This window comes from Hyalangium minutum (assembly GCF_000737315.1).
GTDB lineage: Bacteria > Myxococcota > Myxococcia > Myxococcales > Myxococcaceae > Hyalangium > Hyalangium minutum.
Genome location: NZ_JMCB01000023.1, coordinates 61,349 through 78,275, shown reverse-complemented (window position 1 = coordinate 78,275; position 16,927 = coordinate 61,349). Strand labels below are relative to the sequence as shown.

Sequence of the window (16,927 nt, the reverse complement as noted above, 5' to 3'; positions counted from 1 at the left end):
CATGGGGTAGCCGTCAGCGGCTCTCACCTCTCGTTCTGCTGCCGCCCGCTACCCCCCCTAATAGGGCTCCTGTCCTCTCTATACGTTCACCTCCGGTTCGCGGCGCCGCTAGTTGACCACCAGCACGAGGCGGTCGGAGTCCGTCGCCGTACGTCTCCCAATCCGTCCATCGATGGAGAGGATCAGGACGTTGCTGCCAGCTTGGAGGTTGAGCGTCACCGCTTCGAAGCTGCCAGGGGCCGGGTGGAACAACGCGCTCACGTCCACGCCATTCAGGCTGGCGGAGAACGTCTCTGGGAGCGTCGTCGGTCCGTATTTCAAGATGACAGAGGAACTCGTCGTGCCCGCTGGCAGCGAGGTTCGGCTGTCCAACGGCCTGATGTAGGTGAGGAATTGGTTGACGTCCCGCGGGCGCTGGCCGCCGCCATCGAAGCCTCCCACGACGGCAGGTGGCGCTCCTGGCTCGGGGGAATAGGACAGCGCATAGCCGTGGCGCTCTCCGGCCTGGATGGGCAGGTCCGCGAAGGTGCTGGTGGTGTCGGTCCCAGCCCGATCGTACGAGCGAATGTCCAGTGTGTAGTTGCCAGCGGCCGTTCCGGTCACGTCCAGTGTGTAGTTGCCAGCGGAGGACTGGGTCATCACGAAAGACCTGGGCGGGTTGGGGTCACCGCGGTCCTCGTCCATGACATCGCCGTACCCACCGGGGTCATACGCGGCATGCGGTATTTCGGAGAGGGGCTGGCCTGAGCTCACGTCCAGCCCCGTCCTCCTCCCTGCGGGGTCCGTGACCATTAGGTGGACGGGGGAGTGTAGGACGATGAAAAGCCCATTGCGGCCTTTATCCGTGATGATGAATTCCTCGCCGTTGAAGACACGCGTCTGGCCGTTGGGGATGGGCTCGTAATTGGCTCTGTCTTTGTAACTGGAGTAGAGTTTGTCCACCTCTCCCCCGTTCGGGTCCGCCAGAAACACGTCGGTGAGCGCGTCGGAGGTGAAGCCGGTCGCCGGCGCCCAATGGGTGGGGAGGGGACGGCCGCTGACAATCCGAGGACCCAGGATGCGGATGGGCTGCGCACCGAAGCGGCAGATGTCCATCTTGAGTTCCGAGCCGACCGAAGGCCCCTGGTAGTGGACGTAGACGGGCCGGCACCCAGCCACACGGCCCTTGCACATGGCGTAGTCCTCGATTTTGTGCGGGTCGATGTCTCCGCCCACGAAACCACCGTTCAGGATGAGCCAGCGATTGAGGTCGAGCACGGGGTTCGACACATCGGGGCCAGGCTGGACGCCGTGGTATTGAAGCATCTCGGTCAGGGACACGAGCATGCAGCCCTTCCTGCGGATGGGCTCTCCCGTTTTGTCATATTCCTGCCCGAACACGCCCTGATTGATTGCGGGCGTGGTGCCGGGGGGAAGGGTGGGGTGGACCGTGTATTTTCCGGACGAGAACTCCTTGTCATCCTCGAAGAACCGCCAGGTCCAAAGCCCTGGCTTGATGCACTGTGAGACGGAGAAGAAGTCGATGAAGATGGTGTTCGAGCCGCAGAGGGCGGTTTCTGTGCCGGTATCGACGAAGCAGTTCTCCCTGCCCAGGTAGGAGGGATGGAACACCACTTTCGCGTGGATCCTCTGCGTTCCGGCGGGGTCCTCCGCCGTCGAGTGCCAGGACTGTCCCTCCCGCTCTCCGAGGGCAAAGACGCGCCCGCCGGTTGCGACGTCACGGAAATAGGCCGTGTCGTTCTCCATCGGGGAGAAGCACAACAGGGCAGGCCCGCGGCAGTGACTCTCGGCGGACAGTCGCGTGAACAACATGAATGCTGCGGAGCCAGTCACGCCGGGAGGGATGTCGGCGTTCGAGGCCGGGCTGAGCAACACCCCGGACGCTGGGAGGCCGGCCGGGGTGCGGGAGGAGGGCGCGAGCGCTGGCTGCGTTCCTCCACACGCCATGATGACCGCAAGCTGCGGCAGCAGCCATGACCACCGCCAACGTCGAATCGCCTGGGGCATCGCCCACCTCTCTGTACGGGTCCGGGCCCGGATGGAAGCGGATGCCTCGTGTTCGCTCCATGCCACGGCGGGGTGGGCGGACTGCGCTCACGCCAACACAGCCCGCCTGTGCACACCGCTCACTGGGCTTTGTTCCCGGTCAGCTGGAGCTTGCTGATCTTGAAAGCTAGGTCTCCCACGTCGATGTCGTGCAGGTTGGCCAGCATGACGACCGTGAGACGCTGGTCCGGGAAGCGCAGGATGACGGTCTTGAAGCCGAGCCACGAGCCGTCATGTCCCACCGCGTTCATGCCGAGGAACGTGTGCACCCACCAGCCGAACCCGTACTCGGTGGCCTCGCCATCACGCAGCGTCCCCGGGGTGAAGGCCTCCTGGAGCGTCGCGGCCTTCACGAGCTTCTCGGTGTAGAGCGCCTGGTCCCATTGATAGAGGTCTTCGATGGTCGAGTAGATGTTGTCCTCGCCATAGATGGCGTTCAGCGGAGTGTAGTCGATATCGCGGTAGACGCCATTCTTGAGCAGGTAGCTGGTGGCCACGTTGGGAACGGGGGGCCGCGTCTCGTCATAGAGGAGCGACCGGTTCATGCCGAGCGGCTGGAAGATGTTCTGCCGGAGGAACTGCGCGAAGGGCTGCCCCGACACCTTCTCGACGATCTGCGCCAGGAGGACATAGCCGGAGTTGCTGTACTCATACTGCTCTCCGGGGGCAAAGCGGGGCGCCATCACCTGGGCGAGCAGGGCGAGGGTGTCCTGGGAGGTCGGCTCGAATGGGCTCTGCGGGGCCTTCGCCGACCGTGGATAGTCCGGGTCGAGCTTGCCGGTCTCGAGAAAGAGGTCTTCGTATTCCGGGAGGCCGGCCGTGTGGTGAAGCAAGTGGCGGACGGTGATCTGATTTGCGTAGGGCGGGAACTGGGGAAAGAACTTTGACAGCGGATCGTCGTACTTCAGCTTGCCGCGCTCGGCGAGCATCATGACCGCCATGGCCGTGAACTGCTTGGTGACGGAGGCGAGCAGGAAGGCGGTGTCCGGCGTGACGGGCTTCTGGCTCTCGAGGTTGGCGAGGCCATAGCCCTTCTTCAAGACGACTTGGCCCTCTTGGATGATGAGGATGGCCGCGCCCGGCGTGTCGCCCTGGCTCCACGGAGCCATCAACCTGTCGACCTGCTCTTCCAGCGAGTTCGTGGGGGCAGGGCGCGAGTCTGGATTCGCATGCGCCTGCGATGAACCGCAGCTCGCCAGTGCGAGCACGAGAACCGGAATGCCAATGATTTTTGTCAAGGCGTAGCGGTGTGTCACGCTGCGGCCGACACCGTCGAGCGCCGTCCTGCCCACCGTCCGGCGCCCGGCAGTCTCCTCAAGCAAGCACCCGCCGATACCGCATTCCCCATTGTCTCTGCCTGGTTGTCTCCTCCACTTCTGTCCTGACGGGCGGCTCTCTCTCCCTCACTGCCATCGTTCACGATCCCAACCCGGGTGACACCCTCAACCTCCTCGACGCGGGAGAGTCCACCTCCGTTTCCACCCTGGCCTCCGACGTGGATGGCGATGCGCTCTCCTACCAATGGGCCTCCTCCTGCCCGGGCACCTGGACCCACGCCTATTCCAGCACCGCCTCCTTCAGCCCTTCATCGGTTCCCGCAGTCCGCTGTGCTGTTACCAGCTAACGCCTTTGCGCTCCGGCTGACACTCATTGACATGTCGGTAGTCGTGTCAAAGGGCTTGCTGACACACCAAAGCCCTTCATGGAGACCCTGGCCCGAACAGGTCTCTCCGTCTGGCCCCGAGCGGTAAGCGCCCCTGCCAATGGAAGGCATGCTTGTTGCTGAAGCCGCGTGAGCATGTTCGCGCTCACTTCATCGCATCCCCGTCGAAGCTCACTCCTCGCCTTCTGCGCCTTGTGGGGGGCACTGCACGCCGTGCCCGGCTTTGCCCAGGCCGCCAGCGCCTCCGAGCCACAGGAGAGCGCCCTCAACAATGGCAGCCCGGAGGAGGCGTCCAAGTACTACAAGGCGCTCTCCAAGAAGCTCGGAGTTCTCACGCCCGCCACGATTGAGGCGCAGGCGACCTTCAAGGACCTGTTGAGCTACCTCGGGTTCAAGGAGTTCACCCCCGAGGACATTGAGTTCGCGACGCCCGAGTCGTTGATGGAGGGGAGGGCGACCGTCGCGCAGGTGCTGCCCGTGGGCAGCAAGGTCTCGCTCAAGGCGGACACGGGTCTGTTCTTCGCCCGCTGCAGAGGTTGCCAGCAAGGCACTACGCTCGAGGTGGTGGACACCGTGACCGTCCACGCCAGTGCGAACTCCGAGCCCTCCACCCTCTTCGAGGTGGTGGACGCGGGCGATGGCACGATCGCGCTCAAGGCGGACACCGGCTTTTACGTGGCACGGTGCACTGGATGCATCGATAGAGCCACCATCAAGGACTTCGCGACCGTCAGCGCGCTCGGCGCCACTCCGCCTGCTGTCGCGCGCTTCACCCCGGAGCTCCTTCCCAACGGGAAGGTCGCCTTCAAGGCGAGCACAGGCAACTACCTGGCCCGGTGCAGCAAATGCTCACCCTCCTCCAGCGTTCCTGACACGGTCACGATCCATGCCACCGACCCTCGGAAACAGGCCGTGGCCCAGTGGACCGTCGTCGTGCAGAATGGCACCGCGAGCGGAGGCAGCGGAGACAGCAAAGACATTCTCGTCTCCCGTTTCTTCGCGCCCAAGATCGTCGACTTCAGCGTCGCTCCCGCGCAGCGCAAGGTCGGTTGGCGTCGGCTGGTGCGCATGAAGGCCCGCCCGGGCTCCCAGGCGCAGAACCACTTCGTGGAGAGCGCCTGGATCCTCTTCAACCACTTCACCTCGCCCCCCACCCATAGCCCCTTTGGCGGCACCAACGTGCCCCTGTTGGTGAAGAATGGCTCCGTCAACACGCAGGTGGCCCTGCTCACCCAGTGCAAGGCGGGCCAGACCGCATGCCAGAACGCGGAGCTCAACAGCATCTACTGGATGGACTTCGGCCCTTCGGACAAGGGCTACAAGCTGTCCTACGCGCTCGACGCCTCCTTCGATGCCGGCACGCTTCATGGCAGCGCTCCCTACTTCGTCCCCAACGGGTGTGACACCTGCCATGGCTCGCTGCGCGGTCAGGCGGTGCTCAACTACCTCGACACCGACCACTGGCTAGACCGCCTCACGGATGGGGACTTCCCCGCCCTGAACAAGGCCGATGCGCCCGCCGCGCTCTTCGACGCGGGCAAGGACGTCAAGGCGGCCCGATATGCCGCGGCCTTCGACGTGATGCGCCAGCTCAACCAGGAGGTGGCGGTCATGCAGAAGCGCGTGAACCCCAAGGGCTTCCCCCTCGCCGCGACCAACAAGTGGCTGGAGATCCACAAGACTTCGGTGGCGCCGGAGCCCGACCTCATCAAGCGCGCATTCTCCTTCTCCAACGTGGGCCATCCGCTCAAGAAGGACCGCAAGCCCACCTCGGCCCCCCTGAACTGGACGTCGAACGCCGAGGACAAGGAGCTGCTCGGCCTGATGAACAGGTATTGCTACCGCTGCCACGGCGCCATTCGCTACGACATCTTCAGCAAGGACATGGTCGCGGACCAGAGCAGCCCCATCCTCGACCGGCTCGATCCCAATCCCACGCAGGCGAAGATCGTTGGCTTCAAGATGCCCGTGGATCGGGAGCTGGGTGAGACGGACAAGAAGCGCCTGATCGAACTCCTCGAGAAGCTGTACTCCCAAACCCACTGATTCAGAGGAACACACCATGGCCCGATTCTTTCGCATCCATCCTGCCGTTGGCGTCGCCCGCGTTGGCAACTCCCCAGACGAGTTCTACATCGGCCCCGAGCATCCCAACCAGCCTCCCAACTTCGACATCGCCCAGAAGAAGTTCCAGCCCTTCAAGGACAGCCAGGGCCGCGTCAAGCGGCAGGCGGCTCGCTTCCGTGTCTTTGAATACACGATGCAGAGCGGTGTGCTGAGCCCCCTGCGGGAAATCACCCAGGGCAGCTTTGACATCACCGGCATCAAATGGAATGTCCACCTGGCCAACCGCAAGGCCGCCTTTTTCAAGTTCAATGGGCAGGAGGGGGCGGACAACGGCGCCTGGAAAGCGAAGCGCAATGCGCATGTCCAGGCCGCGGCCGATCGCGAGCGGTTGCTCGTCATCGACCCCGGGCTCAAGTCCATCTCGGGCAAGAGCCAGCCGCGCGTGTCCCTCACCAATCCCAATCGCAACATCCCCATCACCACGCTGGGCGAACTGCGCACGGATGAGCAGGGCCGCCTGCTCGTGCTGGGCGGGCTTGGCCAGTCCAGCAAGACAGACCAGGGCAAGCTCATCGACGACTACGTGAACAATGATCACTGGTTCGACGACATGTCGGACGGGCCCGTGAGCGCGGAGATCACCTACACGGAGGGAGGCAAGACCCAGACGGCGAAGCTGGAGGGCAACAACGGCGCGTGGCTGCTGGTGGGACCGCCGGATTTCGGACCCGCGGTGGGCAACGTGGTGCGCCTGTTCGACACCATGTGGGACCTGGCGGTGCGCTCCAAGGATGTGCCGATCTCCACCACTGACGGCTTGCTCGACAAGGGCCTGTTTGCCCGGCTCGAGAAGCAGCGCGCAGATTGGAACACGACGACCCATTCCTTCCAGAACTACAAGCCCTCCTTCAGGCAGGAAGTGTTCCCCATCCTCGATCGGGCCCTCGGGCACCGCAATGTCCACAACCCCGAGGCCTCCAAGTCCTTCCATGCCTCCCTGGCGGGCGTGGAGCAGGATCTCGGCACGGTGGCCTCGGTCAAGGGCCAGCGCCTGCGCAAGACGATCTTCGGCTACCTGAGGGATCCCTTCAGCGCCACCCAGGAGCCCCTGCTGATGCCCAAGGGATTCGGGGATTTCTACACGGACGAAGCGCCTAACGAGGGGATGAAGAAGGGCTACTTCATGACGCTCACGCGGGTGCAGTACGCGGTGCTCAAGCGCTGGGCCGAGGGACAGTTCGAGGAGGACTGGGACGCGACGAAGGCCCACGCCATCGACACGGAGATCTTCGCCGGGGGGCTCGATCGGGCCGCGCTGGAGAACAGCGTGGGCGGCCCCTTCTTCCCTGGCATCGACTGCAGCTGGCTGGTGCGCCTGCCGGAGCTGTACGCGGCTCCCTTCCGCATCAAGCACTCGGGCACGGTGTTCCCCACCACGGCGAATCTCGCCATTGGCCCGGGGTTCTTCTCGCAGCAGATGGCGCTGCCCTGGCAGGCGGACTTCTACCAGTGCAAGAAGCAGTTCTTCGACCCCAAGTCTTTCAAGAAGAACGCCTTCCAGGGCGACGGCATGTACCACATGTGGTGGGCCGCCCACCGTCCGGATGATGTCTACGCGAAGAAGGGAGACATCCAGATGGTCTCCTGGACTCGGGCCCTGGATGCGGTCGCCGAGGTCGAGGCGAAGAAGCCGGAGATCAAGAACAGCGCGCCTGAGGGCACCAGCGCCGTCGAGATGGCCATGTACATCCAGATGCAGGCGAACTGGTGGAAGCTCGGCTTCGTCATCAACGAGGGCGAGGCCTTCTTCGAGACCCAGGAGAAGAGCGCCCCGACAGCCGTCGCCTCCGCAGCGACGCCAGCGGCCAAGGCCTCCTAGCCGCCCTCATGAGCACCGCTCCCATCTCCAGCCTGGAGGACCCGATGGAGTCCATGGCCTTTGAAGCACCAGATTTGCGATCCTCCTATGACGTCGTGGTGGTGGGAGGCGGCGTGGCCGGCCTGAGCGCCGCGCTCACCCTGGTGAGGGCGGGCGTCTCCGTCTGCGTCCTGGAGCGCACGGACTACTCTCCCTGGCGTCCCGGGGAGACGCTCTCCCCGGTGGCCTTCGCCGAGCTGCGGCAGTTGCTGGCACCCGAGCCGTTGGAGACCGACGGCTTCCTGGAGTCGCATGGCCTGGAAGCCACCTGGGGCTCGGAGCAGCCCCAGCACCACTCGTTCCTCACCAATCCCTACGGGAGCGGCTGGCACGTGGAGCGCCGGCACCTGGACGGGCTGCTGGCCAGCCATGCCCGGTCGCTCCAGGTGCCGCTGTGGCGGAGCACCTGCGTCACCCACCTGGAGCGCGAGGGACACGGGTGGAGGGTGAAGGTCCGCACGCCCCGGGGCCCAGCGGAGCTGCGCTGCGAGGCCCTGGTGGATGCGACCGGGCGCTCGGCCCAGGTGGCGCGGCAGAGCGGCATGCGGCGGCGCAACTGGGACGCGCTGTGCAGCGTGTCCGGGGTCATCGACAGGCCGGCCGGGTTCCAGCAGCAACACCTGGTGGTGGAGGCCACGCCCCAGGGCTGGTGGTACGCCGCGCCGCTGCCCGAGGGCCGTCTCATCCTCACGCTGCTGAGCGATGTGGATGTGCTCCAGCGCTACGGTGCCTTGCAGCCGGCGGGGTGGAGCGCGCTCTTCTCCACGACCCGGTACCTGCGCGAGCGGGTAGGGGAGCTCGAGGCGGTGTCACGGCTGCAGGTGCGCCGCTGCGAGACGAGCCGCCTGGAGCACGCGGCGGGGGCAGGCTGGGTGGCGGTGGGGGACGCCGCGGCGATGTGGGATCCGCTCTCGTCGAGCGGGATCCTCAAGGGGCTGCGCACCGGGCGCACGGCGGCGCGGGCCCTATGTTCTGCGCTGGGAGGAAGCAGCGGAGCGCTGGAGGACTACGCGCGGCGGGAGGCAGAGGAATTCACCCGCTACCTGTCCGCGCGTCATGCCCACTACACCCTGGAGCAACGCTGGGCCGGCGAGGACTTCTGGCAGCGCCGGCTCACAGCGCCCGCGGGGTGATGGGCGGGGCAGGGGATCAGCGGGGGGCCGCCTGCAGCGGCTTGCGCTCCTTGACGCATTCCTGGATCACGTCGAGCACGCTACTTCAAAAAGATATCCACCTGTGGAGGCCAGGACAGTCACAGGGGGCTGGTCATTGTTGAGCCTGTAGCCCGCCCCCCCTCTTCGTGTGGAGGCAGGCGGCAGGTTTTCTGGGCCCGCTCTTGCTGGATGTCACCGAAGGAGCAGCGTGCGGATCCTCCGGGCGACGCGTCCCGCCGTCGGGGGATCGTAGTTGGACATCACCGCGACGGTGTAGCCCTTGCCCAGATAGATATCGAGCTGGCTGTTGATGCCTGGGAATCCGCCGCCGTGGCCAATGATGTGGGCTCCCGGGACCTGCTCATCGAAGAAGCCGTAGGCGTACTTCTCCTCCTTGCTCTCGGGATGGGGCTGCACCTTGCCCGTGGTCACGAGCTCCGTGTACTTGGCGGCGAGCAGCTTGTGCCCCTGGAGCGCCAGGGAGAACCGCCACAGGTCCTCGACGGTCGAGAACCCGCCGCCCGCCGGCCCACCCTTGACCACGTGAAGGAAGAGGTTGTTCCAGTCTCTCCGGGGGCTCTGCTGATTGCCCGGGCCCTGCGACGTGTAGCCGACGGCGAGGTTCGGCGGATCGCGATCGATCTCGTATGAGTCCGAGTTCGTCATGCCGGCGGGCTTGTAGATGTGCTCGCGCACATAATCGAAGTAGTTCTGCCCGGAGGCCTTCTCGATGATCGCCCCGAGCAGGAGGAAGCCGGAGTTGCTGTAGCTCCAGCGCGTCCCTGGCTCGAATGCGGGCGGCTCGTCCACGAACAGCGGGAGGAAGTCCTTGATCTCGCGGAAGCGGCTCTTGTCCGCCTCGAAGTACTTGTCATTGAAGAAGCTGCCGAGGCCCGAGGTGTGAGTGAGGAGTTGATGGACGGTCACCTTCTCGGCGACGGCCTTGTTCGGGTAATCCGGCAGGATCTTCCCCACCGTGTCCTCGAACGAGAGCTTCCCGGCCTCGACGAGCTGCGCGATCGCGACCGCGGTGAACATCTTGTTCATCGAGCCGAGGTTGAACTTCGTGTCCAGCCGATTGGGCACCTGAAAGGCACGGCTCGCCAGGCCGAACGCGCCCCGATAGATGGGCTTGTCCCCGCGCGCGATCAGCACCGTCCCTGAGAAAGCGTCGGCCGCGGCCAGCTTCTCGACGTAGGCCTGGACCGCCTGGGACACCTCCTCGTCGGTCAGCGGCGGGCCGCTGTTACTCGAGGGCGGCCCGAGTGGCAGGACCTTCACTCCCAGAATGCCATGCGGCTTCTTCGCCTCGACGTCGACTTGCAGCCGCACGGATTCGCCGGCCAGCTTGTCCTGCGCCATCAGGACGATCGTGCGCTCGCTCGACGATTCCACCTTCTGGAGGGTCAGCCCGTTCGTGTTATCCCAGAGCTCCCCGAAAGTGCCGAGGTGGTGTTGGGCGGGGTGCTGGGCCAGGGCCGCCTTCGCGTAGTGGTCCTGGATGAAGGCGCGCATCTTGGGCCCATTGCCCTCGTTGAACACCTGGAGCAGCGCTGCGGCCTGCCGGCCCGCGGGCGTGCCCGGCAGCGTGGCTTGTGGCTGCGCCTGAGCAGCGTGCGCCGCGTGCGCCGGGACCGCCACGAGCACGGCGATGGCGGCGAGCACCCACTTCCCAAAGCGCGGCATGAACTGCTGCTGAAGTCCCATCGGTCGCTCCTGTTCGAAATGCCGTTTCCCGGGCCCGTCATGGAGCCGTCCCCGATCGAGAGCCGGTGAGCGAGGAAATCATGCGGAAAATCACCTCCACAGGCCTTTTTTGGCATCAATCTCCAGGTCACCGGAACCGTGAACACTCCCAGGCAGCTCTGCACCCAGTGCGGCGGGAATCATACCTGACACGGAGGATGGTTTCCGTGTAACCCATGAGGTAGGGTGGTGGCGAGGAGCGGAGTGGGTGGCTCCGATCGCCAGGAGGACACATGGGGACGAGGCTGCGAGCGTGGGATCAGAACCCGGCTTCGTTGAGGGTGGGCACTCGGATAGGACCGTGGCGGGTGGTGGCGTGGAGGGGACAGGGCACCTACGGCACTGTGTACCGCGTGGTGCGCGAGGGGGACGTGCAGGCCCTTCCGTTCGCCTTGAAGATGGCGCTGCACGCTCGGGACCGGCGGTTCGAGCGAGAGGTGGAATTGCTCTCGCGAATACAGCACCCGAACGTGCCGCGCCTGTGCGGCCATGGCGAGTGGGAGTGTGCGCTGGGGGTATTTCCGTACGTGGTGATGGAGTGGGTGGAGGGCGTGGCGCTGTACGACTGGTCCAGCCAGCGCAACATCACCTCTCGTCAGGCGCTGGAGTTGATGGCTCAGCTGGCGGGGGCGCTGGCGGCGATGCAGGAGGCGGGTGGGGTGCACCGGGACGTGAAGGGAGACAACGTGCTGGTGCGGCTGGCGGATGGGCGGCCGTTCCTCATGGACTTCGGCTCGGGGGCCGTGGAGGGGGCCGAGGTGCTGACGCGGGAGATCCTGCCACCGGGCACGGAGGCGTACCGGAGCCCAGAGGCGTGGGCCTACCATCGGTTCAACGTCTTCCAGCTTCGGGCACACTACGAGGCCCGCGCCAGTGATGACCTGTTCGCGCTGGGAGTGACGGCCTACCGGCTGGTGACGGATGAGTATCCGCCTCCGACGCAGCCGGAGGAGGAGGGAGCCGAGGTCTGGCGGTGGGACGGGAAGGGGCCGCGTCCTCCGAGCGCGCTCAATCCACAGGTGTGCGATGCGTTGGACGCGCTCATCTTGCAGCTGTTGGCAGTGAGCCCCTCCAAGCGCTTCAATGGGGACCCGCGCAAGGCCGCCGAGGCTGCGGAGCGGGCGGCGCGAGAGGCCGGGCCGAAAGCGGACGAGCCGCTGTTTGCGTGGGAGGCGCAGCCTGCCGCTGAACGAAGATCAGGGGAGGGCCCAGTCGGCCAGCGTCTGGGGCATCGCCTGCGGATGCGGGACGTGGAGGTGGTGCGGCGCGCGAAGGAGCGCGATGCGGGTGCCAAGGCAGAGCGGGAGCGGCAGCAGGAGCAGGATCAAAGGAGGGCGCTAGCGCCCACGGAGAAGCCGGGGGGCCGTTTCCCAGTTCAGAGACTCTTCGGCGCAGTGACAGCGCTGGCCCTGCTGTTGTTCATAGCGCTGGATTGGCACCCGGGGGCGACTCGACAGCAGGAACTCGCAGCCCTGACACAGATTCAACCGGGCCAGCAACCTGAAGGAGTGGATGGGGGACCCTCAGGATTGGGTGACGGCTTTGCCTCCGTGGCCCCCAAGGAAGAGATACCGCCGTATGGGCCCGGAGGATTTTCTGCCGACGTGCCCAAAACTCCTTTGGCTGGGCAGCGTCGTGCCCCGTGCAAGTCAGGGCAAATCGAGATTCTTGGCGGGTGTTGGTACGAGGCCCCCGCTCGCGTGAGACCTCCTTGCTCCGAAGGGACTTATGAATGGGAAGGGCTCTGCTACATGCCCATCTTCATCAGCGGTCAACGCGGGCCTACTTCAGAAGACCCATAGTCTGCAGGGAGTGCTCCGCCGAGCGCCTCAGGCGCTGAGCTGGAAGACCTCGGCGTTCATCAGGTCCGGCACGTGGACGCGGTGTGAGGTCGACTTTCGAGGCGCCACCGTGCCGTAGGCCTCGGTGGCCAGGTAGAAGGTGGTGCGCACCCGGCCGCCTTCGCGACGCATGGAGGCCCACTGAATCAACCCCACGCCGGCCTCCAGCGGCCGGTTGGCCAGCGCCCACACGCACCGGTCCAGCACCGCGTGGCTCTTGGGGTCGAGCACCGCGCGGACGCGCCGCAGCGCATCCCGGTCGTTGTCCGCATAGCAGCGGATGGGGCAGTGCAGCGTGGCGCTGTAGGGCTTGTCGTCGTCGTCCGAGGTGAACGCCCAGCACGTCAGTGTCGAGCGCGGCGCAGAGAACTTGTTGTCGTCACCCTGGATGGCCTCGCAGAAGGCCCGCGCCTCACCGGCCGAGTACTCCCGGGCCTGGGACATGGCCGCCTCGATGTCCTCGGGGGCCGCATCCCGGTGCGCCACGTAAATCTTCACGCGGGAGACCGCCTGCCCGCCCATGTCCAGGGAGAAGTAGAGCACCTGGTCTTGGGCTCCGCGCTTCATCACCACCTGGGACAGGAAGCGCCACGCATGGGCGAAGCCCAGCCGAGACAGCGCCTCCTCCACAATCGCGTTGGCGTGCTCGGGGCCGCGCGCCTGCGGGTTGAGGTAGACCTTGACCTCCGCGCCTCGGTCCGGCTTGAGGCAGAAGGCATGCCACAGGGAGAAGCGCGCCTGGGGATTGTGCGGCTCGAACAGGTCCTTCACCCGGTTGAAGTGCTCCAGCGAGAGGCCGAACTCCTTGTTGAGCCGCTCGTTGAGCGCCAGCCCGTCATCCCAGCTGGTCTGCAGGGTGGTGGGGTGGTTCTGCGCCTCGATGAGGAAGCGGATCTCGGGGCGGCTGCCCTCCAGCGCGATGGAGAGCTCGAAGGGGGTGTGGTCATCCGAGATGTCGGACTTCCAGGGCGACGCCTCGCCCACCAGGCGCGAGTTCCACGAGTCCGTCATGAAGGTGAAGAACTGCTGCACCTTCTGCGTATCCACCGAGGTGAAGCCGGCCGACTTGCACAGCGAGGCGATGCGCGTGTTGCCGAAGTCCCGGAAGTTCATCTTGGCGATCTGCTCGGCCATGATGGCCTGCCGCGAGGGCTTCTCCTGGCCGGCGAACCACTCCTGCACGTGCTCCAGCAGGTAGTCGGTCAGCTCATCCATCAGCGAGAACACCTGGTTGATGTCGCGGATGGCCTGCTCTTCCTCCTCGTCCGTCAGCGTCAGCTCGAAGACGGTGGCGCTCCACTCGCCCAGCTGAACCTGGGTGCGCAGCGAGTCCATGGTGCCCAGGTGCTTGCGGGTGCTGGCCTCCAGCTCGCGCGCCACCTGCTCCATCGCGATCAAGCTCACCTGGCCCACCGACTGCAGCGCCGCCAGCATGATCTGCCGCCGCAGCGGGGTGGTCGAGCGCGCCAGCGAGATGAAGTCGTAGAGCACTTCGCGCACCGGGCCGCAGTTCTCGCCCCACAGCAACTGCAGCATCGCGTTGAAGTCCTCGACGGAGTGCAGATCCAGCAGCTGCAGATCCTTCAAGAACGGCGCCCAGTGCGGGCTCTCGGGAGTCTGGCCGTTCTGCTCAGGGCTGTCCTCACCGGTGAGGCTGTTGGCCAGCTCGGCGGAGCCCATCACCAGCGGCGCCAGGCACGGCAGGAACCGGAGCCGATCCTGCGGCGCGAACGACGGATCGAGCAGGAAGGTCACGAACGGAGAAACGGCGAAGCCCTGCTGCTGCTCCCCCAAGTGCTTCATGACCTTCTTCATCGCGCTCCCTCCGGACTTTCCGGGCCCGAATCGTGTGTGGGTGCTCTCGGATCGCTCCCCCCCACCGTTCCAGGGCGTCCCTGCGGACGTTTCAACCCGCAACGAGCCATCGATCGGTTCTTTGAATAGCGCACTTTTCTATTAGGGTCAAAGCACAAGAATTGAGAAAACCGGGCCTCGGTTCGCTCGGGAAAGACGCGGTGCGGCGCGGATCAGTGCGTCACGGGAGGCGCGGAGCCGGAGCCCTCGGGCGGCTTTCCCGGCGTCTCCGAGGCGAGCCGGCTGAGGGTGGGCTCATCGGCCAGGCCCACATCGAAGCGCGTGGCCACGGTGTAGCCCAGGGTGGTGGACTCGGAGCGCACGACGATCAGCCGGGCCTTGGGCATGTTCAGCTGGGGGATGCTCACGTCGAGCGCCTCGCCCGGATCGAGCGGTATGGACATCTGCAGCAGGCATCCGCTGGCCGAGGCGTTGATGATGTCTGCGTCCATCTGCTCGCCACGGCAATGAACCTTGATGGCCAGCCGCAACGGGTAGCGTTGGTGCCGGCGCCGCTCGTGCTGGGACACGTGTGCTCTCTCCTAGGCTGCGCGGTGGGGGATCCGCTGATCCGAATCTAGTGCACCACCGGAGGCTTGTCGAAGGCCAGCTGATCACCCGAGAGATGACGGATGGCGGCGTCGTCGGCCAGCGTCGCCTCGAAGTACATGGCCACCATGTAGCCGGTGGGGGTGGACGAGCACCGCACCACGATCAGCCGCGTCCTCGGCAGCTTCAGCTGGGGGAGGCTGGCCTCGAGCACCTCGCCTGGGGCGAGCGCCTCCGCCATCTGGAGCAGACAGCCTCCCGCCGAGGCGTTGATCACCTGGGCGTTCAGCTCCTGCTCTCCGCGGTGGAGCTTGACGGGCAGATGCAGGAGGTAGCGTGGGTGTTTGCGCCGGTCCTGTTGAGACACCGTCATCCCTCCTGTCCGGCCCCGTGCTCACGGCGCCGTGGACTCAGTGTAACGCGATCACGCGTGAGCGTCATGCCGCTCGGGTGCCGCGCTCTCTCATAGGATGAGACCTCATGAAGCCTCTGCTGGGTGCTCCCCTGTGGGTCCTCTCCGCGCTCGTGCTGGCCGTGGGCGTGGGTGTGCTGATTCGGTGGCGGGTGCGCATGGGGATCCGGATCCTGGGAGGGCTTGCGCTCGTGCTGCCGGGGCTCGCAGGGGGGCTCGTGGGGGGCTACGGGTTCTGGTTCACCCACCGGAGCCAGCCTCCGCCGGTCCGCGAGGAGTGGTTCGAGGGCGTGCGCTACGAGCGGAGGGTGTTCCAACAGCCTCGGCCCGTGGTGGCGCACCTCGTCTGGGTGGATCTGCAGGCCCCTGGCGTCGAGTTCGTAGTGACACCCCCTCAGCCCTCCGCGGAGGGGGAGGTATTCGCGGACAAGACGACCGGCTTCGCGGCGCGGCACGGCGTGCAGCTCGCGATCAACGCGAACTACTTCTATCCGTTTCACAACACCCACCCCCTGAACTACGAGCCCCACGTGGGGCAGCCGGTGCACATCGTTGGCATGGCGGCCTCTCAGGGGCGCGTCTATGGCAGCCCGGAGAAGCGCATGGTCACCCTGTACCTGTCCCGGGAGAACCGCGTCAGCTTCGTGCACCCGCTGGGCGAGGTGTGGCACGCCATCTCGGGGCTGGGCTACGTCGTACGGGACGGCGCGACGGTCCAGGAGCACTTCGCGGACGATGGCTTCACCCGGATTCCGTACGCGCGCATGCTCGCGGGCGCAGATGCCACAGGCCGCTACCTGTTGCTGCTCACGGTGGAGGGCAAGCAGCCCGGATACAGCGAGGGCCTCACGCTGGAGGAGGCCGCGGACCTTCTGTTGGAGCAGGGGGCTCACACCGGCATCCAGCTCGACGGCGGCGGCTCGGCCACCCTCGTGCGGCAGGAGGCGGACGGGCGCGTCCAGCTCGTCAACACGCCGACCCACTTCCGCATCGCCGGCTGGGAGCGCGTGGTGGCCACCCACCTGGGCGTCTATGCGCGGCGCTTACCGAGAGTAGAACCTCGGAAAGAGTGAAGGTGAGGGGGCGGACAGCCGGGCGGTCTTCCTTGGAAACCCGCTCTCCGGCTTGTTAAACCCCTCGGACCATGTTCCACGGCACCACCATTCTCTGTGTGCGTCGCGAGGGGAAGGTCGTCATCGCGGGTGACGGCCAGGTCAGCCTCGACAAGACGATCATGAAGAACACCGCGAAGAAGGTCCGCCGCATCGGCGAGGGGCAGGTGCTCGCCGGGTTCGCCGGCAGCACCGCCGATGCCTTCACCCTCTTCGAGCGCTTCGAGGCCAAGCTCAAGGAGCACCAGAAGAACCTCGCCCGAGCCTGTGTCGAGCTCGGGAAGGACTGGCGCACCGACCGCTTCCTGCGCCGCCTGGAGGCCCTGCTCGTCGTCGCTGACCGGGAGAAGACGTTCATCCTCTCCGGCGCCGGAGACGTCATCGAGCCGGACCACGGCATCGCCGCCGTGGGCAGCGGAGGCCACTATGCCCTGTCCGCCGCTCGCGCCCTCATGAGTCACACGAACCTGTCCGCCCGGGAGGTCGCCACTCACGCCATGGCGATCGCCGCGGACATCTGCGTCTACACCAACTCGCACGTCACCTTCGAAGAGCTCTAGGAGTT

12 protein-coding genes are annotated in these 16,927 nt (G+C 65.9%); 6 read left to right on the top strand and 6 right to left on the bottom strand.

Annotated elements, in window-relative coordinates:
* Positions 1-108: 108 nt before the first annotated feature.
* Both DB31_RS38895 and DB31_RS38890 read right to left on the bottom strand, forming a co-directional pair.
* Positions 109-1,812, bottom strand: coding sequence for a hypothetical protein (locus DB31_RS38895; RefSeq protein ID WP_157232383.1), 1,704 nt, complete (start codon positions 1,810-1,812; stop codon positions 109-111).
* A gap of 314 nt (positions 1,813-2,126) precedes the next feature.
* Positions 2,127-3,155 carry a serine hydrolase domain-containing protein gene (locus DB31_RS38890; protein WP_052420593.1) on the bottom strand — a complete coding sequence of 343 codons (1,029 nt, stop codon included), beginning with the start codon at positions 3,153-3,155 and terminating at the stop codon, positions 2,127-2,129.
* A gap of 767 nt (positions 3,156-3,922) precedes the next feature.
* On the opposite strand from DB31_RS38890, the gene DB31_RS38885 reads away from it, so the two are divergent.
* Genes DB31_RS38885 through DB31_RS38875 form a run of 3 tightly spaced genes read left to right on the top strand, consistent with a single transcriptional unit; the run spans position 3,923 to position 8,827 of the window.
* Entirely contained in the window at positions 3,923-5,755 is a 1,833-nt protein-coding gene (locus DB31_RS38885; RefSeq protein ID WP_157232382.1) for a fascin domain-containing protein, read from the top strand.
* A 16-nt stretch (positions 5,756-5,771) separates the two neighbouring features.
* Complete coding sequence (locus tag DB31_RS38880) at positions 5,772-7,655, top strand: LodA/GoxA family CTQ-dependent oxidase (RefSeq protein ID WP_044197810.1); 1,884 nt, start codon at positions 5,772-5,774, stop codon at positions 7,653-7,655.
* Positions 7,656-7,663: 8 nt separating this feature from the next.
* Complete coding sequence (locus tag DB31_RS38875; RefSeq protein WP_044197808.1) at positions 7,664-8,827, top strand: FAD-dependent oxidoreductase; 1,164 nt, start codon at positions 7,664-7,666, stop codon at positions 8,825-8,827.
* Between the two features lie 213 nt (positions 8,828-9,040).
* Here the strand turns inward: DB31_RS38875 and DB31_RS38870 are convergent, their stop codons facing one another.
* On the bottom strand, positions 9,041-10,555 hold the full coding sequence (locus DB31_RS38870) for a serine hydrolase domain-containing protein (RefSeq protein WP_052420592.1): 1,515 nt from the start codon (positions 10,553-10,555) through the stop codon (positions 9,041-9,043).
* A gap of 272 nt (positions 10,556-10,827) precedes the next feature.
* On the opposite strand from DB31_RS38870, the gene DB31_RS38865 reads away from it, so the two are divergent.
* Positions 10,828-12,396 carry a serine/threonine protein kinase gene (locus DB31_RS38865; protein ID WP_044197806.1) on the top strand — a complete coding sequence of 523 codons (1,569 nt, stop codon included), beginning with the start codon at positions 10,828-10,830 and terminating at the stop codon, positions 12,394-12,396.
* Positions 12,397-12,423: 27 nt separating this feature from the next.
* On the opposite strand, the gene DB31_RS38860 is transcribed toward DB31_RS38865, so the two are convergent.
* From DB31_RS38860 to DB31_RS38850, 3 genes are all read right to left on the bottom strand, one after another.
* Positions 12,424-14,250, bottom strand: coding sequence for a tryptophan dimethylallyltransferase family protein (locus DB31_RS38860; RefSeq protein WP_044197804.1), 1,827 nt, complete (start codon positions 14,248-14,250; stop codon positions 12,424-12,426).
* A gap of 212 nt (positions 14,251-14,462) precedes the next feature.
* Positions 14,463-14,819 (bottom strand): PilZ domain-containing protein, encoded by a 357-nt coding sequence (locus DB31_RS45655; protein WP_052420591.1) that lies wholly within the window; start codon positions 14,817-14,819, stop codon positions 14,463-14,465.
* Positions 14,820-14,866: 47 nt separating this feature from the next.
* Complete coding sequence (locus DB31_RS38850) at positions 14,867-15,211, bottom strand: PilZ domain-containing protein (RefSeq protein WP_044197802.1); 345 nt, start codon at positions 15,209-15,211, stop codon at positions 14,867-14,869.
* A 107-nt stretch (positions 15,212-15,318) separates the two neighbouring features.
* On the opposite strand from DB31_RS38850, the gene DB31_RS38845 reads away from it, so the two are divergent.
* Together DB31_RS38845 and hslV are read left to right on the top strand one after the other, a co-directional pair.
* Positions 15,319-16,323 (top strand): phosphodiester glycosidase family protein, encoded by a 1,005-nt coding sequence (locus DB31_RS38845; protein ID WP_044197800.1) that lies wholly within the window; start codon positions 15,319-15,321, stop codon positions 16,321-16,323.
* Between the two features lie 71 nt (positions 16,324-16,394).
* Positions 16,395-16,922 carry an ATP-dependent protease subunit HslV gene (gene hslV / locus DB31_RS38840; protein ID WP_044197799.1) on the top strand — a complete coding sequence of 176 codons (528 nt, stop codon included), beginning with the start codon at positions 16,395-16,397 and terminating at the stop codon, positions 16,920-16,922.
* Positions 16,923-16,927: the final 5 nt, after the last annotated feature.